This is a genomic window from Pantoea sp. alder81 (assembly GCF_020179835.1).
Taxonomy (GTDB): Bacteria; Pseudomonadota; Gammaproteobacteria; order Enterobacterales; family Enterobacteriaceae; genus Pantoea.
Map to the genome: position 1 here is coordinate 208154 of NZ_JAIUDA010000004.1, position 21782 is coordinate 229935.

The 21782-nt window shown below is 54.6% G+C and carries 20 protein-coding genes; 10 read left to right on the forward strand and 10 right to left on the reverse strand.

What is annotated here, in order from left to right:
• Positions 1-50 precede the first annotated feature (50 nt).
• Both LBW88_RS13280 and LBW88_RS13285 read right to left on the reverse strand, forming a co-directional pair.
• Positions 51-992 (reverse strand): sugar phosphate isomerase/epimerase family protein, encoded by a 942-nt coding sequence (locus tag LBW88_RS13280; RefSeq protein WP_224932748.1) that lies wholly within the window; start codon positions 990-992, stop codon positions 51-53.
• Positions 993-1000: 8 nt separating this feature from the next.
• Positions 1001-2179, reverse strand: a complete 1179-nt coding sequence (locus tag LBW88_RS13285) for a Gfo/Idh/MocA family protein (RefSeq protein ID WP_224932749.1) — start codon at positions 2177-2179, stop codon at positions 1001-1003.
• Positions 2180-2635: 456 nt separating this feature from the next.
• On the opposite strand from LBW88_RS13285, the gene LBW88_RS13290 reads away from it, so the two are divergent.
• The 5 genes from LBW88_RS13290 to LBW88_RS13310 all read left to right on the forward strand — a co-directional run bounded on the left by LBW88_RS13290 (position 2636) and on the right by LBW88_RS13310 (position 8598).
• Positions 2636-3649 carry a LacI family DNA-binding transcriptional regulator gene (locus LBW88_RS13290; protein ID WP_224932750.1) on the forward strand — a complete coding sequence of 338 codons (1014 nt, stop codon included), beginning with the start codon at positions 2636-2638 and terminating at the stop codon, positions 3647-3649.
• 17 nt (positions 3650-3666) lie between these two features.
• Positions 3667-4491: a sugar phosphate isomerase/epimerase family protein gene (locus LBW88_RS13295; RefSeq protein ID WP_224932751.1), complete on the forward strand. Its 825-nt coding sequence runs from the start codon at positions 3667-3669 to the stop codon at positions 4489-4491.
• Positions 4492-4765: 274 nt separating this feature from the next.
• Entirely contained in the window at positions 4766-5494 is a 729-nt protein-coding gene (locus tag LBW88_RS13300) for a gluconate 2-dehydrogenase subunit 3 family protein (RefSeq protein WP_224932752.1), read from the forward strand.
• Between the two features lie 18 nt (positions 5495-5512).
• On the forward strand, positions 5513-7282 hold the full coding sequence (locus LBW88_RS13305; protein WP_224932753.1) for a GMC family oxidoreductase: 1770 nt from the start codon (positions 5513-5515) through the stop codon (positions 7280-7282).
• 2 nt (positions 7283-7284) lie between these two features.
• A complete protein-coding gene (locus LBW88_RS13310; protein WP_224932754.1) occupies positions 7285-8598 on the forward strand; it encodes a cytochrome c in 1314 nt (437 codons plus the stop codon).
• A gap of 220 nt (positions 8599-8818) precedes the next feature.
• On the opposite strand, the gene LBW88_RS13315 is transcribed toward LBW88_RS13310, so the two are convergent.
• Together LBW88_RS13315 and LBW88_RS13320 are read right to left on the reverse strand one after the other, a co-directional pair.
• Positions 8819-9283: a heme-degrading domain-containing protein gene (locus LBW88_RS13315; protein WP_224932755.1), complete on the reverse strand. Its 465-nt coding sequence runs from the start codon at positions 9281-9283 to the stop codon at positions 8819-8821.
• Between the two features lie 93 nt (positions 9284-9376).
• Positions 9377-10390 (reverse strand): LacI family DNA-binding transcriptional regulator, encoded by a 1014-nt coding sequence (locus LBW88_RS13320; RefSeq protein WP_224932756.1) that lies wholly within the window; start codon positions 10388-10390, stop codon positions 9377-9379.
• 200 nt (positions 10391-10590) lie between these two features.
• Between LBW88_RS13320 and LBW88_RS13325 the strand changes: the two genes are divergently transcribed.
• The gene (locus LBW88_RS13325; protein ID WP_224933008.1) at positions 10591-11787 is read left to right on the forward strand and encodes an L-talarate/galactarate dehydratase; all 1197 of its coding nucleotides are present in this window, start codon (positions 10591-10593) and stop codon (positions 11785-11787) included.
• Here the strand turns inward: LBW88_RS13325 and clcA are convergent.
• Together clcA and LBW88_RS13335 are read right to left on the reverse strand one after the other, a co-directional pair.
• Positions 11784-13187, reverse strand: coding sequence for a H(+)/Cl(-) exchange transporter ClcA (gene clcA / locus LBW88_RS13330; protein WP_224932757.1), 1404 nt, complete (start codon positions 13185-13187; stop codon positions 11784-11786). The genes LBW88_RS13325 and clcA overlap by 4 nt on opposite strands.
• A gap of 100 nt (positions 13188-13287) precedes the next feature.
• Entirely contained in the window at positions 13288-13635 is a 348-nt protein-coding gene (locus LBW88_RS13335; RefSeq protein WP_224932758.1) for a cupin domain-containing protein, read from the reverse strand.
• Between the two features lie 264 nt (positions 13636-13899).
• Here LBW88_RS13335 and glsB point away from each other — a divergent pair, with 264 nt between their 5' ends.
• Positions 13900-14826, forward strand: a complete 927-nt coding sequence (gene glsB, locus LBW88_RS13340) for a glutaminase B (RefSeq protein ID WP_265112608.1) — start codon at positions 13900-13902, stop codon at positions 14824-14826.
• 4 nt (positions 14827-14830) lie between these two features.
• Here the strand turns inward: glsB and LBW88_RS13345 are convergent, their stop codons facing one another.
• Positions 14831-15772 (reverse strand): D-2-hydroxyacid dehydrogenase, encoded by a 942-nt coding sequence (locus LBW88_RS13345; protein ID WP_224932760.1) that lies wholly within the window; start codon positions 15770-15772, stop codon positions 14831-14833.
• Between the two features lie 186 nt (positions 15773-15958).
• Here LBW88_RS13345 and LBW88_RS13350 point away from each other — a divergent pair, with 186 nt between their 5' ends.
• Together LBW88_RS13350 and LBW88_RS13355 are read left to right on the forward strand one after the other, a co-directional pair.
• Positions 15959-16375, forward strand: a complete 417-nt coding sequence (locus LBW88_RS13350; RefSeq protein ID WP_224933009.1) for a DUF2946 domain-containing protein — start codon at positions 15959-15961, stop codon at positions 16373-16375.
• Between the two features lie 62 nt (positions 16376-16437).
• Positions 16438-18201 carry a DUF2534 family protein gene (locus LBW88_RS13355; RefSeq protein WP_224932761.1) on the forward strand — a complete coding sequence of 588 codons (1764 nt, stop codon included), beginning with the start codon at positions 16438-16440 and terminating at the stop codon, positions 18199-18201.
• Positions 18202-18244: 43 nt separating this feature from the next.
• Here LBW88_RS13355 and ahr (LBW88_RS13360) read toward each other — a convergent pair whose 3' ends face one another.
• The 3 genes from ahr (LBW88_RS13360) to LBW88_RS13370 form a co-directional block, all read right to left on the reverse strand.
• A complete protein-coding gene (ahr, locus tag LBW88_RS13360) occupies positions 18245-19261 on the reverse strand; it encodes an NADPH-dependent aldehyde reductase Ahr (RefSeq protein ID WP_224932762.1) in 1017 nt (338 codons plus the stop codon).
• A gap of 200 nt (positions 19262-19461) precedes the next feature.
• Positions 19462-20478, reverse strand: coding sequence for an NADPH-dependent aldehyde reductase Ahr (gene ahr / locus LBW88_RS13365; RefSeq protein WP_224932763.1), 1017 nt, complete (start codon positions 20476-20478; stop codon positions 19462-19464).
• A 110-nt stretch (positions 20479-20588) separates the two neighbouring features.
• On the reverse strand, positions 20589-20858 hold the full coding sequence (locus tag LBW88_RS13370; RefSeq protein ID WP_224932764.1) for a hypothetical protein: 270 nt from the start codon (positions 20856-20858) through the stop codon (positions 20589-20591).
• Between the two features lie 287 nt (positions 20859-21145).
• Here LBW88_RS13370 and LBW88_RS13375 point away from each other — a divergent pair, with 287 nt between their 5' ends.
• A complete protein-coding gene (locus tag LBW88_RS13375) occupies positions 21146-21706 on the forward strand; it encodes a thioredoxin (protein WP_224932765.1) in 561 nt (186 codons plus the stop codon).
• The last annotated feature ends 76 nt before the right edge of the window (positions 21707-21782 follow it).

A 21782-nucleotide genomic window follows, 5' to 3' on the forward strand; every position in this document is an offset into this window, starting at 1 on the left:
CGGGCAGCTTATGCGGGATGTACAGCGCGGCGGCACACCGCGCTGAACGCCTACTGACTGATGGTCTGTTTCAACGCGGCAATTGATGAGGTGACGCCCGCTTCCACCGACATGGTGAGATCTTCCATCTCCAGTGAAACCCAATCGTTGTAGCCCATCATACGGACCACCGAGAAGAACTCTTTCCACCACTGCAGATCCTGACCGCAGCCTACAGCCACGTAGTTCCAGGCACGGTTTGCCACATCTTCAACCGGCTTGGTCTCCAGCAGGCCGTTGATATTGACCAGACCCCGTTCCATTCGTACATCTTTGCCGTGGCAGTGATGAATCGCCGGGCCCAGTGCCCGGGCTGCAGCGATCGGATCGGCACCCATCCACAATAAATGGCTAGGATCGAGGTTCAGTCCCACCATGTCTCCCACCGCATTACGCAGACGGAACAGTGTTTCCGGGTTCCACACCAGCATGGAACTGAAGTTCTCCAGCGCAAACTTCTCAACCCCACTCTGCTTCGCGCGCGCCACCAGCCCTTGCCAGTAAGGAATAGCCACTTCATTCCATTGATAGTCCTGGCAGTTTTTCAGTGTCGGCGGCCAGCTCACGGTATAGGTGATCCAGTTAGGAATGGTGTCATGCGGGCTGGCAGGCGGTAACCCACTCATCATGACAATTTTCTTCACCCCCAACTCACCCGCCAACGCCAGGGCATTTTCAGTATCGCGTTTATGCTTTTGACCAAGTTCACCGGGATCCAGCGGGTTGCCCGATACATTCAGGGCGGCAATCGACATCCCGCGACTTTCCAGTGCTTTCAGCAGGTTCTGACGCTGCGTGGCGCTGGCCAGTAACGCTTCTGTCGGTAAATGCGGCGCAGAAGACCAACCGCCCGTCGTCATCTCAACGCCGTATACGCCCAATTCCAGCAGCTTATCCAGCATTTGTTCAAACGGCAGATGCCCCAGGCTATCGGTACAAAAAGAGAGTTTCATGGCAATCCTTATTGGTAGTTGACCCAGGTCGCGCCGTTGTCGGCGGAACGAACGCAGTTCTCGATCCAGCGCACGCCTTCCAGTCCGGCATTGATGTCGGGATAGATCAGGTTATCAAGCGTGTGCTGGTCACCACGCTGCGTCGCGCTAATGGCGATGGCAAACTTCAGGTAGATGTTGGCCCATGACTCAGCCAGACCTTCGGTGTGCAGTGCGCCCAGGCGCTCATCCGCCAGTGCACTTTCATGTAGATACGGCATACCATGATGCATGACTTGATTTGGCTGACCTTGTACCTGGTATTTCAGCTCGCCGGGGTTGTAATCACTCCACTCCAGACTGGCGTGTGAACCAATAATGCGAATGCTCTGGCTGTCCATTGAACCGGCATTGATCGATGACGCCCACATGCGCCCTACTGCGCCGTTGTCGTAATGCATCAACACCATGGCGTTGTCTTCCAGTGGCGCGCGTGAGGGGATAAAGCTCTGGCGATCGCACAGCAGCGATTTGACTTTCAGCTGCGGCAGCACCAGCTGCGAGATGTAGAAGGTGTGAGTCGAAATATCGCCCAGCACAAACGAGGGACCGGCAATTTTCGGATCGACACGCCATTTCTGCGCTTCGCTAAACTTATCGGCGCTGTCATTGGCGCTGAAGCCGTGGGTGTATTGCAACTCCACCATACGGACTTCACCGATGTCACCGTTGGCAATCATCGCTCGCATCTGCATCAGCAAAGGATGCCCGGAGAAGCCGTATGTCACGCCGACAATCAGCTTTTTCGCTTCTGCCAGCGCTTTAATCTCCTGTGCCTCCGCGCTGGTGAAGAACAGCGGCTTTTCACAAATCACATGAATGCCGGCATTGAGTGCCGCTTTAGTGATCTCAAAATGAGTGCCGTTAGGGGTAGCGATTGAGACGACTTCCACCCCATCGTCACGCTTTGCCTCTTCCTTAAGCAGCTGCTGGTAGTTGTCATAACAGCGCTCGGGTGCCAGGCCAAGATTGACGCCAAATTCACGCCCGCGCTCGCTATCAATATCAAATGCGCTAGCCACCATCTGATAGGCCGTATTATCTCGCAAGGCACCGGAGCGGTGTTTATAACCCACCTGGCTCAGGCGACCTCCGCCTATCATTGCCCAGCGAAGTGGGCGCGGAATACTTTTCTCACCATTCAGCATAGAGATTCCTGTAATTTTGCACCCGGGTGCAAAATGAGTTGAGGGTTGATGTTCTGATCCGTCACTGTTGATTCTTGTTATTTTGCCGGTCACCAGGGTGGATCGCTGTGCCAGCAAAGCCCTGGCAGATACGATGCAACCGAGTGCAAATAGTTAAAGAAGCCAGCCATTCAAGGATGATTCTTGCGCTATATAGCGCAAAATGTCAGCTATGCCGACATTTTAGTCAATGTGGCAAAATGCAATTCAGCGAGAAAGATCACAAATACACTTAAATTTGCACCCGATTGCAAAACTCATTGCAATCGGGTGCAAAGATCAAACATAATCGTAACATCATAAAAACAGGGTTATTTGACGGCATTTGCATCACATCTCTGCGCTTAGGTGTTTATTTTCAGTTGGCTTTAACGTTCAATGCTAGGGTCTCCGCCTTTTTATCCCTACGCAGGTGCTATGAGTAAACCAACAATTAAGCCCCACAAAGCCACAGCGAGTGATGTCGCGCGTCTTGCAGGCGTCTCAAAATGGACCGTGTCACGCGCTTTCACGCCGGGCGCCTCCATCTCTGATAAAGCGCGCGAGCAGATAGTGAAGATTGCGGCAGAATTGGGCTATCGCCCCAACCTGTTGGCGCGCAGCCTGTCGCAGAAGAAAACGCACATTATCGGTGTGGTGATCGATGAGATGAAGAATCCTCACTCCATGCTGATGCTTGACACGGTAACCCGGCAGTTGCAGCAACGTGGCTATATGGCGTTGTTGCTGAATATTGGTAGCGGAAAAAATTACAGCGCCGTGCTGACACTTGCCGATCAGCTACAAGTGGATGGCCTGCTGTTTCTCGGCACGGTGTTAACGGACGAACTGATCGGCGTGGCGCGAGAGATGCATCAAATTCCGCTGGTGCAGGTGTGCCGAAACAATGATGAGCCTGATATTGATGTGGTGAACGTTGACGGCTTGCGCGCAGGTAAACAGCTCGGCGAGTTGCTGCTGGCACAGGGTTACACCCGTATCGGCTATATGATGGGCCCGGAAACCAGCAGCCATCACACTCAGCGTCTGGATGGCCTGCAACTGGCACTCCAGCAGGCCGGATTGACGCTGGAATTGTTACTCACCACGGGCGTGTATTCGCGTGAGCGCAGTTATGAGGTGCTGAGTGATTATCTCAACTCACACGCGCCACAGCAGCGGATCAATGCCCTGTTTTGCGAGAACGATATCCTCGCCCTCGGCGCATTGACTGCGCTACGTGAGCACGCGGGTAACCGTTTTATGGCTGTGGTGGGCTTTGATGATATTGACGAAGCCAGCTTACCGAGTTGGCAGCTGACAACATTCAGTCAGCGCGTGGATTTAATTGTCACTGAAGCCCTTAACCGGCTGATTGACGGCAAGGCCACTCCAGGTGGTGTTTGGTCTCAGGGAGAATTGCGGATACGACGCTCTCACCTGAAACCCTGAGGTAACTAGGAGGAGAGATGAAGTTGTCATTGCATGGTGTTTCTGTCTGGTACAGCAATGCCGTTACTCAGTTGCGCATCGCCCATGAGACAGGCTACAGCGGACTGGAGATTCTGCCTGAACATTTGAACCGCTATCTGGACAACGGCGGCAGTTACGCGAAATACCGCGAGCTGCTGGCGAAGTATGATATTGAGATCACCTGCATCAATGCCCTGAAACGTATTGGTCGCTTCCAGCCTGAAGAACGTGCCGCCCTGCTGCGTGAAGCCGAAAAGGTGGTGCAATCGGCGGTGGAACTGCGCTGTCCGGTGGTGCAAATTATGGCGCTGACCGAATTAGATCATCTGCCAGACGCCGCACGCGATGCCATCCTGCTGGAGAACCTCTCTGCTATCGCCGATATCGGCAAGCCACACGGCATCAAATTTCAGATCGAAGTGGTGGCTTTCACCGCTTTCAATTCCCTGCAACACGCGTTGGATCTGATCAAACAAAGCGGCAAAGACAATCTCGGTGTTGTGGTCGACTTCTGGCATCTGCATGCTGGCGGCGGCACCACGCCAGAAGAGGTCTCGCGTATGGATAAAGATCTGATTTACGGCGTACATTTCTGTGACGGTCGTGCGGCACATCCGGGAGAAGCCTGGGACGAATGGGTGCAGCGTAATTACGCGCCAGGTGAAGGCGATGTCGATATTCCGGCCTGGGTTGCCGCGGTGAAAGCCACAGGATATAACGGCGTCTGGTCACCGGAATTACTCAGCCCCAAAAACTGGGAAGATGACCTCTGGGATATTGCACGCCACAGTATCAATGATATGAATAAATATATTAATTAAATAATAAAGGAAACCTGAATAACGGGTTATCCGTGAAGACATTTGGCAATGGCGGGAAAACTCCAGCCTGGGTGCACGCATATTGATAAACAATAGGCGCGCACCGTCTTTGAATACCTTCTGAGAACCAATAATAACGAACGCGGATTCGTCGTGGACGCCTGCGCGCTATTTGGTGCGTGGTTGGCCTATGTCTGAATGTCCGGAACGTCGTGCTCTGTAAATATTAATCTGCCGTGTCCATCAACAGATGGAATGATTAAGGGAAAGAAGTATGAACCGAAGAGAAGCGCTCTTTTCGCTGAGTGGTATTGTCGCCTCACTTGCCGTGGCACCACAACTGCGTGCCAAAGAGCTGCACAATGTGCCGCTGGAAACCCGACTCAGTGCCGACCATCTGCCACAACCCGCATGGCAAAACGGTTACCAGGTGCTCACCAACCCGCTGGATCGCCAGAATCTGCAAGCCATTTTTGATCGTCTAATCCCTGCCGATAAACTGGGTCCCTCAGCCAGTGAAGCAGGCTGTATTGAGTTCCTCGATAACCAATTAGCGGGGGATTATGGCTCAGGTGCTGCGCTCTATTTGCAGGCACCGCTACATCCGGAAAACGAAGAGGCAATGATGGGCAGCCCCCAGTTCCTCTCTGCGCCAAAAGAACGTTATTTAACCGGCCTGAAAGCACTGGAAATCTGGGCACAAAAAAATCATCAATCTTCCTTTCATGCATTAAATGCAGAGCAGGCTGATGATTTCCTCATGAAAATGGAAGACGGAAAAATCGATTTAGGCACAGACGTGAACAGCCAGGCTTTTTTTGAATTAATGCTGCAAAACGCTCGCGAAGGGTATTTAGCGGATCCGATTTACGGCGGCAATAAAAATATGGCGGGCTGGAAGATGATTGGTTTCCCGGGCGCTCGCTATGATTATCGTCCTTATATCGAACGTCGCAATGAAAACCTGGCACTTATTCCTGTCAGTCTGATCCCCAACGATTAACGAGCCGGAGCTGATTCAATGACTTTAGAAAGAAACAAGGCTGACGTGGTGATCGTTGGTATGGGTTGGGCCGGTTCGGTGATGGCCGAAGAGTTAACCCGCGCCGGATTAAATGTCGTGGGCATTGAGCGTGGTGCATGGCGTGACACCTCCACCGATTTCCCGGTGGCCATTGATGCCGATGAACTGCGTTTCCATACGCGACGTAAAATTTTGCAGCCGATGAGCGTGGAAACCACCACCTTCCGCAATCGCAGCGACCAGCTTGCTGCGCCGGTGCGTAACTGGTCGGCGTATCAATTTGGCTGGAACGTCGGGGGCGCAGGCACCCACTGGGCGGGGATGTCGTGGCGTTTCACCCCGTGGGATTTTGAAGTAGCAACGCAGACCCGTGAACGTTACGGCGCGAAAAAGATGGCCGGCTTGCAGCTGCAAGACTGGGGCGTAACCTACGACGAGATGGAACCGTTTTACGATCGCTTCGAGCGCATCGCTGGCACCTCAGGTTACGCTGGAAATCTGAACGGTGACAAACGCCCGGGCGGCAACGTTTTTGAGGGCGCACGCAAACGGGATTATCCGACGCCGCCGCTTAAAGACACGCACTGGATGAGCAAATACCGTAAAACCACCGAGAGCATGGGCTATCACCCTTTTACCGTGCCCGCTGGTAACTTGTCTCAGGCTTATGTCAATCCGCTCGGCGTCAGCATGGGACCCTGTACCTATTGCGGTTTCTGCGATTTTCATGGCTGCGGCAACTTCTCCAAATCGTCACCTCAGGCCTGCATTTTACCGGTACTGATGCGCCGCCCTAACTTCACACTGCTCACCGAAACCGAAGTGCTGCATGCAGTGAAGCATGAGGATGGCAAAACGGTGAAAGGCGTGAAGTTCATTACTCAGGATGGCGTAGAAGGTTTCCAGCTTGCTGATGTCGTCTGCTTCACCGCTTACCAGATGGACAACGTGCGCCTGATGCTGCTATCCGGTGTCGGTGAGAAATACGATCCGCTGACCGGACGCGGCACCATTGGCCGAAACTACAACTATCAGACGTGTTCAAGCGTTACCGGCTTCTTCGATAACGAATACATGAACCCGTTTATCGGTGGCGGCGCGTTAGCGGTGCAGATTGATGATTTTAACGGCGACAATTTCGATCACAGCGACCTCGATTTCATTGGTGGCGCAGGCATCATGGGCTTCTCCACCAATGGCCGCCCGATTCAGAATATGAACGGTTTGCGTCCCGGTACAAAACGCTGGGGCAGCGAATGGAAAGCCGGTTATGCGCGTGATTATCAAACGGCGGGCACCATCTTCTGCCAGGGCACGTCAATGCCAATGCGCGAAGCCTATCTCGACCTCGATCCCAACTACAAAGATCGCCACGGCCAACCCCTCCTCCGTCTGACGTTCGACTGGAACCAGAATGACCAGCGCATGGCGAAGTACGTGACCGACCGCGCGATCAACATCATGAAAGAAGTGGGTGGCCAGCACATCGTGGTCGACAACCAGGCCGAAAAAAGCTGGAACCCCTATATGCAGCACAGTTCGCACACCATTGGCGGCGCGGTGATGGGTGCCGATCCCAGAACCTCAGCACTCAACCCGTATTTGCAAAGCTGGGATGCGCACAACCTGTTTGTGGTCGGTGCGTCAGCCTTCCCCAATAACGGCGGTTACAACCCCACGGTGACTGTGGGGGCGCTGGCGGTGCGCGCGGCGCAAGCCATCCACCAGAAGTACATCAATAATCCGGCACCGCTGGTGGGAGCATAATCATGGCGAAGGCAAAGAAAATCACCTATACCCTCGCCGCATTAGCCGTGATTGCAGCGATTGGCGTGACCGGCAGAATGTGGGTGGTGATGGACAGCTCACGTTCCAATGTGGCGGATGATAAGGTCAAACTGGCCGATTTTCACAGCAGTGATGCGGATGCCGTCAAGCGAGGCGAATATGTGATGCGCCTCGCCGACTGCGCGGCGTGCCACAATGCGGATTTCTCAGGCGGCTACAAGATCGACACGCCGTTTGGTGCACTGCAAACCTCCAACATTTCTCCCGATCGTGAAACCGGCATCGGTAACATGACGGAGCGCGATTTCTTTAATGCAGTACGCCAGGGGCGCGGCGAACACGGCTTCCTTTATCCAGCGATGCCTTACACCGCGTATACGCAGATGAGCGATGAAGACATGCACGATCTCTGGGCCTACTTCTCCGCGCAACAACCCGTTAAAAATGCCATCGACGAAAATGCCGGCATGAATTTCCCGTATAACATTCGTCTGGCAATGGCAGGCTGGAACCTGTTGTTCTTTGATAACAGTGCCTTTAATCCCCAGACCGCCCAGAACGATGCCTGGAATCGAGGAAAATACATTGTGGACGGTCCCGCGCACTGTAGCGTTTGCCACACCGCGCGTAATGCGTTGGGAGGAGAGATCAGCAGCCAGTATCTGCAAGGCGGCAACCTGGGCACCTGGTATGCACCCGACATCTCCCCCAATCCTCATGCAGGCATCGGCAAGTGGAGTGATGAACAGATCGCGGATTACCTGAAAACCGGCTCCAACGGTGAAAGTGTGGCTGCCGGTCCGATGGCCGAAGCGGTCGAACATTCCACGCAGTATTTCAGCGAGCCGGATCTCAAAGCCATTGCCACCTATTTGCGCAGCCTGCCGGCCTCATCCACAGTCAGACCGACTGCGTTCGTGATGGATAAGGCGAAACACGATCGGGCCGAGCTTCGCTATGAGGTGGATTGCTCAGCCTGTCATGGATTGTCGGGCGAAGGGATCACCGGAATGGTGCCGGCCTTTGCCGGTAATAACGCGATGCAGAACGATCCGACCAACATGATTCACGCACTGCTGGATGGCGCACGCGCGCCGCACACGGAAGGACGACCCACGTCTGCTGGCATGCCCGCCTTCTCGTGGAAGTTGGACGATCAAGAGATGGCCGATGTACTCAACTATGTGCGTAATTCGTGGGGTAACGAAGCAGCCGAGGTAAAAGCCAGCGATGTGGCCGTGCTGCGCAAAGCCACGGATGCGGGGGACAAGCTTAAAGTGCCGGCAATGAAGTAACGGCTTCTTGTAGGTGATAAATGCGCCGCTATTCCTATCTGTGCGATGAATAGCGGCGCAAAATTTTGGGGTTCACTTCAACTTTTGCGCCGCTCAGGTGTTCACTTACAGCAGGCTTTCTGTATCACTCCCCTCATCCAACAGTCATTAAACCTGAAGGCAATTTCGATAAACCGGCTTCCCAGTTTTGTGCACGCTGACGTCACTCATAGGGGCGGGATTAGCGCAGCAGTTGGGTAATTCCCCACAGCGCTAATGCGTGATCGTCTTCGGAGGGTAACCCGCTGATAGTGACGGCACCGATGATCGCGCCCTGCGGGCTGAGCAGTGGGAAAGAGCCACCGTGGTCAGTGTAATCTTCCTGGCGAATGTTGCGCTGCTGCGCCATACGTTCGCCCTTCTGCTCATTAGCAAACCCCACGTACATCGAAGAGTGGCCGGTCAACAGCACCGTGTTGCGTTTACGGCGCATCCACTCAAGGTTTTCGGGGGCAGAACCGGGTAATGCGGCCAGAAACAGCACCTGCCCGAATGCATAGACTTCGATAGCAATGGGTGCATTTATTTCGCGGCCACGCTGTTGAATGCCCTGACCAATTTGCCAGGCCAGATCGAAATCAAACTGTGGCAGACGATGCTCAGCCTCTTGTTGTAGCAGAGTTTCTAATGAAGGCAGTGAAGACATTGATAGGATCCTCTCAATATGAAATTTATTTTCCACTTTTTATAACATGGAACATATTTTTCGCATGTGATGAAGATCGCAGTTCAACGTGGGTTAACCAGAATCGCGCGGCACCATGGTGAATCCCATATCAATAATCAGATTTTCTACCCTTTGATTTTGCAGGCGCTTTAGCAATTGCTCTGCAGCAAGCTCGCCCATACGCTGCCGATCGATACGCACTGTTGTAATCGCCGGATAATTTGCCGCGGCAAAATCCAGATCGCCGAAACCGATCACCGCCACCTGTTGTGGAATGTTTAAACCACGCGCCTGCGCCGCCATTAACGCGCCCTGCGCCAGCGTGTCTGAACTGCATACCAGCACGTCGACCTCTGGATGCTGATCAAGCAGTTGCGAGCAGGCTTCACGGCCACGAGCCATCAGCGCCGGAAGTTGTACGGGCATGTCGACCAGCGGGTTAATGTCCAATCCCGTTAGCGCATCCAGTAAGCCTTGTTTACGTTGCAGTGCGCGGCGGTCATCCGTCCATATCAGACCCGGCTTTTGATAACCGCGCTCGGCAAGGTAAGCGGCAACGCGGGCGCCGATCTTTTCATGGGAAAAACCCACCAGCATATCGATGGGTGTGGGCGTCATATCCCAGATTTCAACCACCGGGACGTTGGCCTGTAACAACACTTTTTTCAGCTGCGCGCTGTGATGAATACCGGTGAGTACAATGCCATCAGGTCGGCGGGATAGCAGCGTGGAGACGGTTTCGGCTTCTGTTTCTGCCTCGTAACCGGTGACACACAACAGCATGTGATAGCCCCGCGCACTCAGGCTGTCGTTCAGGCTTTGAATGGTGTCCACGAACATATTGTTGTTGATTTGCGGCACCACTATGGCAATCAGCCGACTGCGATTGCTCGCCAGGCTGCCCGCCTGCGCGTTTGGAATGTAACCTGTGGCGCTGATAGCCGCCTTCACTTTGGCGACGGTCGCTGGTCGCACCTGATGCGGGGAATTGAGCGCACGACTCACCGTCATCGGCGAGATTCCCGCGACGCGGGCGACATCTTCCAGCGTGGGAGCAGCGTTGCGCTCGGGATTGCGTTGTTTCATGGCGGCTCAGGATAGAAGCAGATAGCGCTAGCATAGCAGGCCGTAACCTCAAATCCAGCGCAAAACGTCATAAATGTTAGGGCTATCATTTAAGTTCACTGATTGTCCAATTTGTGATCGTGAATGCATTATTGAGCTCTGTTATTGGCGCATAGTCTGCTTCGAACCAAAAATGTTAGCGCAATCATTTACAGGAGAACATCATGTCGAGTGTGAATTCCAGTGCCGTAAGCTATGCCAAAACAGCGGGAGCCGGTAACGCTACTGAGAGCGGTGACCGTATCGTTTGGGTCAATCTGTCATTGGCATTTTTGCCGCTGGCCACGCCGGTTAGCGATGCCAAAGTGCTGACCGGACGCCAGAAACCGCTGACCGAAGTGGCGATCATCGTGGCAGAGATCGAAACGCGTGACGGCTTTCAGGGTATCGGCTTTAGCTACTCCAAACGCGCTGGCGGCCAGGGCATTTACGCCCATGCCTGTGAAATTGCCGATGCGCTGATCGGTGAAGACCCAAATGACATCGACAAGATTTACACCAAACTGCTGTGGGCAGGCGCGTCGGTGGGCCGCAGCGGCATGGCGGTGCAGGCGATTTCACCTTTTGATATTGCGCTGTGGGATATGAAAGCGCGGCGTGCCCGATTACCGCTGGCGAAACTGCTCGGCGCACATCGTGATTCCGTGCAGTGCTACAACACCTCGGGCGGGTTCCTGCATACGCCGCTTGACCAGGTGATCAAGAACGTGGGGATTTCGCGTGAAAATGGCATTGGCGGCATCAAACTCAAAGTCGGCCAACCGAACACCGCAGAAGACTTACGTCGCCTCACGGCAGTGCGTCAGGCGCTGGGTGATGACTTCCCGCTGATGGTGGATGCAAATCAGCAGTGGGACCGCGAAACGGCGATTCGCATGGGCCGTAAGATGGAACAGTTCAATCTGGTGTGGATTGAAGAACCGCTGGATGCTTATGACGTGGAAGGCCACGCTGCGCTGACTGCCGCGCTGGACACACCGATTGCCACCGGTGAGATGCTCACCAGTTTCCGCGAGCATGAGCAATTAATTTTGGGTAATGCCAGCGACTTTGTGCAGCCGGATGCGCCGCGCGTTGGCGGCATTACGCCGTTCCTGCAAATCATGGATCTGGCGGCACGTCATGGGCGTAAACTGGCTCCTCACTTCGCGATGGAGATTCACATTCATCTCGCCGCCGCCTATCCGATCGAACCCTGGCTTGAGCATTTTGAGTGGCTCAACCCGCTGTTCAATGAGCAACTGGAACTGCGCGAAGGCCGCATGCTGATCTCCGATCGCCACGGCCTGGGCTTCAGTCTCAGCGAACAGGCGCGACGCTGGACCACGCTGACACACAGCGTAGGTAAACGTCCTTAGTGTGTCTTTGCGCTGGCGTGACCGCTGAGCTGAGCCTTAGCCAACGTGCGCGCCAGAATTGAAGAGTACAGCGGCTTGCCGCCAAAGAATTGCGCGGCAAGCGTTGCGCCTAAACAGGTGATGATCATCGGCAGAATCAGCTGATAGTTGTTGGTCATTTCCAACACCAGCACAATGCCGGTTAAAGGCGCGCGCACTGAAGCGGCAAACAGTGCGCCCATGCCAGCCACGGCAAAGGTCGCAGCTTCCAATTGGTAGCCTGGGAACCAGTGAATGCACAGCTGACCAAAACAGGTGCCCAGTAACGTGCCCAATGTCAGCATCGGCGCAAAGATCCCACCCGGCGCGCCTGAAGAGAAGCAGCAGATCGTCACCAGCGTGCGCAGAGCGAACAGACCGAATAACGCCAAAGCGCTGTAACTTCCCGCGGAGAAGTCGGGAATCAGCGTGATACCTCCATTCACCGCCGCCGGCAGAAATAACCCGAGCACACCGCACAATCCCGCCAGCACACTGCCCCACATTACCCAGGCGGTGATGCGACCTTGATGCAAACGTTGAAAATGATCCTGCGCGAGAAAAATAAGGCGGTTAAATGCCACGCCGCAGCCGCCAAAAAGGATGCCGAGCAGCAAATAGAGCCAAAGCGTGTTGGTTGGCGCATCGCGTAACTGGCCGATGTTGATGATGGCTTCATTACCGTTGCACAACCGAAATACGATGCTGGAGACAATCACGCCGACAAACACCGCTTTAATTGAAATCAGGCTATAGCGAAACTGCGGACGCATCTCTTCGATAATAAACAGGATGCCGGCCAGCGGCGCATTGAACGCCGCCGACAATCCTGCCGCCGCCCCGGTAGCGATTAAGGTGTGACGGGATTCAGATGATTTGACGCGAAATAGATCCAGACACATGCCGCCAATATTGCCACCTATCTGCACGGTTGGCCCTTCACGCCCTAACACCATGCCCGAGCCCAGCGCGCCCATACCGCCGATAAACTTCACCGGCAGCACGCGCCACCAGCGCACAGGACGCAGCTCTTCCAGTGCCCCTTCGATTTCGGGTATACCTGAACCACCCGCTTCCGGCGCGAATCGCCGCACCAGAAAGTAGCCCACGGCGCCGAGAATGGCGGCGACCAGAAAAGCACACAGGACTTTTAAAATCGGGTGCGTGACGGCGCTTTCCAGCCAGTTGAGGCGTAAATGCAGGATGAAATTGACCGAGCGGTCAAAAGCCACACCAACCAAACCGGTGAGCACACCGACCAGTGCGGCGAGCAACAATAAAGCCACGGGGGTTTTATCGCGACGCAACAGCTTTTGCAGCAGCATAAAGCGCCCGGCGCGCATCGCATTCTCAGGCTGAGTGGCATTTTGCGAAACAGACATGCAGATCCTCAATTACATCAGCGCCGCATTTCCCGCGACGAAAAGCCGTCAGCATAGCCAAAGCTGGCCATCGCGTAACGCAATCATTAGCAACAGAATTTTACGGTTGGGTGGGCAGTTCACCGTAATGCACCGCCAGCCATACCGTGGGGCCCTGGATGTCGGTCCAGTTAACGCGATGGCGGCAGCCCGCTGGAATATCCATAAAATCGCCGGGTAACAGTGTGCGCTCTTCGCTTTCACCTTCCAACTGTAATCCGGCCGATCCCTGTAAAATCATCACCCATTCACCTTGCGTCTGGCAGTACCAGAAATCCGGCGGACTGGCCTGTCCGGTTGAAACAATACGTTCAATCAGTACATTGGGTTGTGACAGCAGTGCTTCGAAGGTTTCGGCGCTGCCGGTTTGCGCCGCTGACGGAAAATCACGCAACAGATTGGTGAACATGATGTAAGCCCGATGTTTTTGCTGGATTTATGCACTGTAACGCAGGCTCCACCCGGAAGGCTCACAGAATTTTACGTCGCCCGTTGACGAGTTAAGGGCAAATCACCATGATCCTGGCCTTAAAGATCATGCTGTCTCTACTACCGCAATTCGATTGCCATACTCTTTATTGCGCAGCTGATAGCGGCTTCATGACTGCAGATGCGCGCTATGAAACACGCCGCAAACGTATTTGAAACGGAATAACAAGAAAATTGGAGCCATCTGGTGTCAGAACTCACAAATGGATTGCTGGAAGAAATTGTCGCTGAAGTTCGGCCGTTAACGCGTCAGGGCAAAGTGGCGGATTACATTCCTGCGCTGGCCAGTGTCGACGCCGATCAACTCGGCATTGCGATTGTCACGCCGGATGGGCAGCACTTCCAGGCCGGTGATGCTTCCACACGTTTTTCCATTCAGTCGATCTCCAAAGTATTGTCGCTGACTGTCGCGCTGACGCTCTATGACGATGCTGAAATCTGGCAGCGCGTGGGCAAAGAGCCTTCCGGACAGGCGTTTAACTCGCTGGTTCAGCTGGAGCTGGAACAGGGTAAGCCGCGTAATCCCTTTATCAACGCCGGTGCGCTGGTGATGTGCGATTTGCTGGAAGGCCGCCTGACCGCACCACGTCAGCGCATGCTGGAGATTGTACGTCGTCTGGCACAGCAAAACGATATTCACTATGACCGTGTGGTTGCGCGCTCTGAATACGAGCATTCCGCCCGCAATGCCGCGATTGCCTGGCTGATGAAATCATTTGGCAATTTTAACAATGATGTCAGCAAAGTGATGGAAACCTATTTCCATTACTGCTCACTCTCGATGAGTTGTGAAGAGCTGGCGCGCACCTTCCTCTATCTCGCCAATCAAGGCCGCAGCCAGCACGATGAGTGGGCCGTGATTTCACCGCGTCAGGCGCGTCAGGTGAATGCGTTAATGATGACCAGCGGCATGTATGACGGTGCTGGCGAGTTCGCCTGGCGTGTGGGAATGCCCGCAAAGTCGGGCGTGGGCGGCGGCATTGTCGCGGTCATTCCGGGGGAGATGTGTATCGCGGTGTGGTCGCCCGCATTGGATCACTCCGGCAACTCTCTGGCGGGCACCGCGCTGCTGGAGAAACTTACCGAGCGACTGGGTCGCTCGATTTTTTAAACGCTTAGCTCACCACATGCGATGGATTGCCCTGAGCAAATCCGTTCAAATTGGTTTCGATGCCGCGCAACAGATTCGTCACTCCCTGCTGGCTGGCCCAGGCGATATGCGGGGTCAGCAGCAGGTTGGGGACATCCGCTTGCAACAGCGGGTGATCGGCTGCCGGTGGCTCACTGCTGAGCACATCCAGCGCCGCACCGGCAATCACTCCCTGCCGCAGCGCGTGCGCCAGTTCAGTTTCATTGATCAACCCTCCGCGTGCAGTGTTGATCAGCCAGGCTGACGGCTTCATCTGCGCCAGCGCCTGCAAATTGATCAGCTGCTGAGTTTCCGGTGTTAACGGACAATGTAAGGTCAACACATCGCTGCGTGCCAGCACCTCTTCGAACGGAACATAACCTGCGCGCGGTGCGGCGCTACCTTTGCGGTCCGCGTACAGGACTGTCATACCGAGCGCTTCTGCCATCGCCCCCACCGCGCTGCCGATGTCGCCTTTGCCGACAATCCCTAAGGTCGCACCAAAAATGTCCTGAATCGGCTGACGATGCACACAGAAATGCGACGATGCAGGCCAGGCCGCGCGCGTGCTGTTGGCGTAATCCACCAGATGGCGACGCAGGGCGAATAATGCGGCAATCACACCTTCGGAGACGCTGCGCGTGGAGTAGCCGGGCACATTGCTGACCACGATGCCGCGTTCACGGCAAGCGTCTAAATCGATACAGTCATAGCCCGTTGCCGCAACACAGATGTAGCGCAGATCTGGCAACTGCTTCAGTGTTTCGGCACGCAGCGGCACCTTGTTGGTGATGGCAATCTGCGCACCCCGCAAAGCGGTGGCAATTTCGTGCTGCGCAGTTGTTCCGCGAAAGTCCCATACCGTGCACCATTCCGGGCGTATCGGCGGTTGCGGCAGCGTATCACCATCCAGCATCACAATTTTCATCAGATCTCCGTTTACATGTTTCCGTACTGTTCTCATCAGGTTGCATTAAGGTTAACAAATGCAGCGCGTAAAGTGACTTTTTTCAAAAGGTGCGAATTTTTTCTTAATTAGCCTGAGTTTCTGTAACCCTTCTGCGGCAATGGCGTTACACTTCGGCCTCATTTGTTGAATCATTTCGTCGCCGCCATGACCTTTTCACATCAACTTCGCCAACGCCTGACTGCCTGTATCGCCATCCTGGCGGTGCTGTTGCTGTTTGTCGCGCCGATCGTGTCGAAGACGTTGATGGAACGGCATAGCCGCATGACGGACATGCCCACGCAAGGCATGACATCTGAGATGTCGATGCATCATCACGAAATGATGATGGATATGGCGATGCCGGGCATGGACCATCATATGATGGAGGACGGTGAATTCGCCTGCGGCTACTGTGACCTGCTGGTCCACGTGCCGTTGATGATGTGGGTATTTGTTCCCTTCATCTGGCTGATGATGGTGATTTCTCGCGCCCCACCGCTGCCGCGTCTGCAGGCTCCGGTGATCCGACGATTCAGCCCGACAAACCGCCCGCGCGCGCCGCCTGCTGTTCTTTCCTGCTGATAACATCATGAACGACGCACCTTATTGCGTCACGGCATTCTCTAACCGGAAGGAAGACGGCTTTGTCTGCTGCTCACTCTGCAGCACCGCGTGGTGCGGTGCTTAATCTACTTCGTCGCTTACATTTCTATATTGGTCTGTTTGTAGCGCCCTTTATCTTTGTGGCAGCGCTCAGCGGCACGCTCTATGTGCTGACGCCACAACTGGAAAACGTCATCTACTCCGATGCGTTAACGGTGCAACCTAACGGCCATGCCCAGCCGCTGTCTGCGCAAATCAGCGCGGCACGTGCCTACGCTGGTGAGAAACAGCACATTTACGCTGTGCGACCTGCGCCAGGCGCAACGGATACCACTCGCGTGCAATTCAGCGATGCCTCATTGGGTGCTTCGCAGTCTCGCGCGGTGTTTATTGACCCTTACAGCCTGAAAGTGAAAGGCGACATGACGGTGTACGGCACCAGCGGCGTACTTCCGTTGCGAACCACGCTCGATTTGCTCCATAGCAGTCTGCTGTTAGGTGATTTCGGCCGCAACTACAGCGAGCTGGCGGCATCGTGGTTGTGGGTGGCCGCTTTGGGCGGCGTGGTGCTGTGGCTGGGCACGCGCCCGAAACGTAAGTTGAAAGCCGCGCGAACGGGGTTCGCCTTTAGCCGCCACTGGCATATCACGCTGGGCCTGACTTTGGTGCTGGGATTGGTGTTCTTCTCGGTCACCGGTTTAACCTGGTCGCAGTGGGCAGGTAATAATATTGACCGCTGGCGTACAGAGTTGAACTGGCTGACACCGCAGGTCAACACCTCACTCAGTGGTGATGCATCGGCAGCACCTGCCGATCCTCATGCTGACCATCACAGCATGCCGGGCATGTCTGATATGGATATGTCGGATATGGGCATGTCTAAAATGTCGATGTCATCGATGGCAAAACCGGTTGCGCAGCCCGTTAAACAGATGCCCAACAATCTGCCGGACGGCGACTGGGATCGTGTACTCAACGCCGCCCGTCAGGATGGACTGAGCGCCAGTAAGCTGGAGTTACGTCAGCCAAAAAGCGCTGACAAAGCGTGGGCAGTGACCGAAATCGATCGCAGCTGGCCGACCCGCGTCGATGCGGTTTCCGTGAATCCGCAAAACTTCTCGGTTGTCGATCACGTCTATTTTGCCCAGTTCCCACTGGTGGCAAAACTGACGCGCTGGGGTGTGGATGCGCATATGGGCGTGCTGTTTGGCTTGCCTAACCAACTGCTGCTGGCGTTCTTTGGACTCGGTTTATGCAGCATGATTGTGCTGGGTTATCGCATGTGGTGGGCTCGTCGTCCACAGCAGGTGGAAGCCAGCCCGGCGAAAACCTTAACCGAAACCTGGCTCGCCATACCGCACTACAGTAAAGGCACCTGCCTGATGGTGGCGTTAGCGCTGGGTTATGCGCTGCCGGTGATGGGCGTGAGCCTGCTGGCGTTTCTGCTGATCGACATTCTGCGCTGGCGTAAACAGCAACGTGTTCCGATGACCGAAGCGGAGATTCTGGCGTCGCAGCAGTCACCGCTTGGCATTATTCGCGCACGCTTTACGGTGAAGCGTAAAGAGATGCGCTATTTCCTGCGTGGCGTGTGCATTCTGGCGGTGATTGTCGTCTCAGTGATGAGCAATGCCATGATTGGTGGCGTGATCGATCAGTACGGCATTCCCTTTAGCCACTGGTCATTGACGATGTACATCACGCAAGGGTTGATGATTGCCTTATACAGCTCGGTGTTCACCGCACTGATGTCGATTCCGTTGTGGTATTTCTTCCTGGGCGAGAGCGACCCACAAGGTAAATAAAGCAAGGTGCGCAAGGATGCGCACCTAATTTCGACTGCAAGACTTAAAAGTCCGCTTTGAGCACCACGCGATAATGGGCTTTTCCCGCTCTCACATGTTCTAACGCGGCATTCACCTGCGACATCGGAAACTCCTCAACCTGCGGAGCGATATCGACGCGGGCGGCTAACTTGAGCAAGGTACGTAACTGAGCGGGAGACCCGGTTGAAGACCCCGTTAGCGCACGATCGCCGACAATCAAACTAAACGCAGGCACTTCAAACGGCTTCATTACCGCGCCCACCGTGTGGAACTTGCCTTGCCGCGCCAGTGCCTGGTAGTAAGGTTTCCAGTCTAAATCCACGGCTACCGTGCTGATGATCAAATCAAACTGCCCTGTCAAAGCATTCAGCGCATCCACATCACGACTGTTAACCACCCGATTGGCGCCCATCGCCAGAATGGAGTCAGTTTTGCTGGCATTGGAGCTAAATGCCGTGACTTCCGCACCCATCGCACGCAGCAACTTAATCGCCATGTGCCCTAATCCACCGATACCAATCACGCCCACGCGACTGGTGGCGTTGATGTTATGCATCAATAACGGTTTGAAGACGGTAATACCACCGCACAGCAGCGGACCCGCAGAGGCCAGATCCAGCGTCTCGGGCAGCGGGATCACCCATTGCCAGTTGGCGCGCAGATGGCTGGCAAAACCGCCGCGGTTATTGATGGTGGAGACTTTGCCATTTTCGCAATTCACCTGATCGCCTGCGATACAGACATCACAGTGATGGCAGCTTTTAGCCGTCCAGCCGATACCGACGCGTTGCCCGATGCTGAGCCCTTTATTGTGGGCCGCCTCTCCCAACGCCACCACGCGACCAATCACTTCATGCCCGGCAATCAACGGGTAGCGCGAACCGCCCCACTCGTTATCGATCATCGACAAATCGGAATGACACACACCGCAGTAATCGACTTCAACCTGCACGTCTTCCGCTGCCAGCGGGCCGGCATCATATTCATATGGCACTAACGCCTCACCCGCTTGCAGAGCGGCATAGCTGGAAATCTTCATCGCTGTCCTCTGAGTTTTGCTCGATAGAGCACCAGAGTAGCAAAGTGATGTGCAATATAATGCTGAATAATCAGGTTATTAGTGAGGGTAATGCTGTTTGGAAGGATGATGCTGATTAAGAATGGAGGGTTAAAGAATCGGTGCGCAGGATGCGCACCGCAGAATTTCAGGTCGGCATGGCTGCCGACCTTGTCGCGATCTTAGAAATCCGCTTTCAGCACAACGCGGTAATTCGCTTTACCGGCGCGAACATGATCAAGCGCATCGTTGATTTTCGACATCGGGAACGCTTCGACGGTGGGTGCGACATCAGTGCGCGAAGCCAGTTTCATCAGCGTACGCAATTGGCCCGGTGAACCGGTGGAAGAACCGGTAACCGCGCGGTCACCCATGATCAGGCTGAAAGCCGGCACTTCAAACGGCTTCATCACCGCGCCCACTGTGTGGAATTTACCGTGCGGTGCCAGCGCCTGGAAGTACGGCTGCCAGTCGAGGTCTACTGCAACGGTGCTGATGATCAGATCAAACTGACCCGCCAGCGCATTCAGTTCCTGCGGATCGCGGCTGTTCACTACACGATCCGCACCCATCGCCAGGATAGATTCAGTTTTGCTCGCGTTGGAACTGAACGCGGTCACTTCTGCACCCATGGCACGCAGCAGTTTGATCGCCATATGGCCAAGGCCGCCAATGCCAATCACGCCCACACGACTGGTGGCATTGATGTTGTGCATAAGCAGCGGTTTGAACACGGTGATACCACCGCACAGCAGTGGGCCGGCAGTGGTGATATCCATGGATTCTGGCAGTGGGATCACCCATTGCCAGTCAGCACGCAGATGGCTGGCGAAGCCACCTTTATTCATGATGGTAGGGACAGAACCGTTTTCGCAGTTGACCTGCTCGCCGTTGATGCAGGCATTACAGTGCTGGCAGCTTTTCGCTGTCCAACCAATGCCCACGCGCTGGCCAACTTTCAGCCCTTTGTTCTGTGCGGCATCACCCAACGTGCTGATGCGGCCAATCACTTCATGGCCAGCAATCACTGGAAACGAGGAGATGCCCCACTCGTTATCGATCATCGACAGGTCAGAGTGGCAAACGCCACAATAATCGACCTCAACCTGTACCTCTTCAGCTGCCAGCGGACCGGCCTCATACTCAAAAGGCACCAGCGCTTCGCCTGCATTCATCGCGGCATAACTTTTGATTTTCATTACTGTCCTCTGTTTCAGCGTTTTCGACTCACTAGTCTAGCAGAGCGTACGCCAGGATTATGACGATAAATCAAACGATTATCCGCAAACTGTCAGAAAAGCATTCAGGGTTAAAGCGGATCGTGATTGAGGGGGCTGCGAAAAGCATGGCGCGCCGCTTCAACCAACTGATTGGCTGTCACTGTAGGTGGCAATCGCGTTAGCACTTTACTGGCCTGCCAGTAGCACAGCACCATCGCTTCATCTGTTTCGTTTTCGGCCATTTCACGCAACCGTCTGCGCAGTGTTATCACATCCAACGTTTGCTGCTCATCCACCATCTCCGCGATGGTCTGGTTAATGACCTGATGGATGATTTTCCAGGATATTTCGGCAAACACATTGAACCTCGTTGCTTATCTATTGGCTCCAGGCAAATGAATCAAACGTGCGGCGATGACCGCACAAAAAGAGAACAAAGCTGGCATAACTATAGCCGTTTATTTTCTGAGCAACGGCGGGAGCAGCGGACATTCTTGTAGTTAACGGATCTATAATATGATTTTTATTTTGCGTGATGCTGACAACGTGAATGTCCTTGTAACAAAAAAGCATAAACCTGCGCTGGCTGTCGTCGCCGCGCTTTGCCAAAGTAGGGCAACGTTTAACCTCGCAACAGGGAATGAATATGAGTCAAACCACCGCTTTACACGCCGATCCATTGATCTGGGGACACGGCCCCAAAGTGTTTGAAGTGTTCCTGGAACCCACCTGCCCGTTTTCCGTCCGTGCGTTTAATAAACTGGATGCGCTGCTGGCGTTGGTCGGTGAAGATAAGATGACGCTGAAGATTCGGTTGCAATCCCAGCCGTGGCACATGTATTCCGGGCTGATCGTACGTTACATCCTCGCTGCATCCACTTTGCCAGAGGGCAAAGCCGCGGCGAAACGTGTGCTGCAGGCGGTCGCCGATCATCGTGAGGAGTTTGAGTTCACCGATCACAGTCATGGCCCCAATATGGACGCCACGCCGCACCAAATTCTTGATCGTTTGCAACAATATAGCGGTGTGGATGCCCATGCGCCGTTCCTGCGCGCCGAGCTGCAAAATGAAGTCAAATGGCACTGCAAGTATTCGCGCCAGAACGGTATTCACGTCTCGCCCACCTTTATCACCAACGGCCTGGTGCAGTTGGACATTGGCAGCGGTGATGAGATTGAGTCCTGGGCTCAGCGCATTCTCGCCTGATGCTGTCAGCCCGCTGCGGCGGGCTATCCCCATATTTCGCAACAGATTTCAGCTTGCACTGATTGCACAATTTCCG

Excerpts from the sequence above, each read along its gene's own strand:
- LBW88_RS13350 (WP_224933009.1), top strand. The coding sequence starts at position 15,959 with ATGACCTTTTCACATCAACTTCGCCAACGCCTGACTGCCTGTATCGCC.
- LBW88_RS13345 (WP_224932760.1), bottom strand. The coding sequence starts at position 15,772 with ATGAAAATTGTGATGCTGGATGGTGATACGCTGCCGCAACCGCCGATA.
- ahr (WP_224932762.1), bottom strand. The coding sequence starts at position 19,261 with ATGAAGATTTCCAGCTATGCCGCTCTGCAAGCGGGTGAGGCGTTAGTG.
- LBW88_RS13375 (WP_224932765.1), top strand. The coding sequence starts at position 21,146 with ATGAGTCAAACCACCGCTTTACACGCCGATCCATTGATCTGGGGACAC.
- LBW88_RS13280 (WP_224932748.1), bottom strand. The coding sequence starts at position 992 with ATGAAACTCTCTTTTTGTACCGATAGCCTGGGGCATCTGCCGTTTGAA.
- LBW88_RS13295 (WP_224932751.1), top strand. The coding sequence starts at position 3,667 with ATGAAGTTGTCATTGCATGGTGTTTCTGTCTGGTACAGCAATGCCGTT.
- clcA (WP_224932757.1), bottom strand. The coding sequence starts at position 13,187 with ATGTCTGTTTCGCAAAATGCCACTCAGCCTGAGAATGCGATGCGCGCC.
- LBW88_RS13335 (WP_224932758.1), bottom strand. The coding sequence starts at position 13,635 with ATGTTCACCAATCTGTTGCGTGATTTTCCGTCAGCGGCGCAAACCGGC.
- LBW88_RS13310 (WP_224932754.1), top strand. The coding sequence starts at position 7,285 with ATGGCGAAGGCAAAGAAAATCACCTATACCCTCGCCGCATTAGCCGTG.
- LBW88_RS13315 (WP_224932755.1), bottom strand. The coding sequence starts at position 9,283 with ATGTCTTCACTGCCTTCATTAGAAACTCTGCTACAACAAGAGGCTGAG.
- LBW88_RS13320 (WP_224932756.1), bottom strand. The coding sequence starts at position 10,390 with ATGAAACAACGCAATCCCGAGCGCAACGCTGCTCCCACGCTGGAAGAT.
- LBW88_RS13285 (WP_224932749.1), bottom strand. The coding sequence starts at position 2,179 with ATGCTGAATGGTGAGAAAAGTATTCCGCGCCCACTTCGCTGGGCAATG.
- ahr (WP_224932763.1), bottom strand. The coding sequence starts at position 20,478 with ATGAAAATCAAAAGTTATGCCGCGATGAATGCAGGCGAAGCGCTGGTG.
- LBW88_RS13300 (WP_224932752.1), top strand. The coding sequence starts at position 4,766 with ATGAACCGAAGAGAAGCGCTCTTTTCGCTGAGTGGTATTGTCGCCTCA.
- LBW88_RS13305 (WP_224932753.1), top strand. The coding sequence starts at position 5,513 with ATGACTTTAGAAAGAAACAAGGCTGACGTGGTGATCGTTGGTATGGGT.
- LBW88_RS13290 (WP_224932750.1), top strand. The coding sequence starts at position 2,636 with ATGAGTAAACCAACAATTAAGCCCCACAAAGCCACAGCGAGTGATGTC.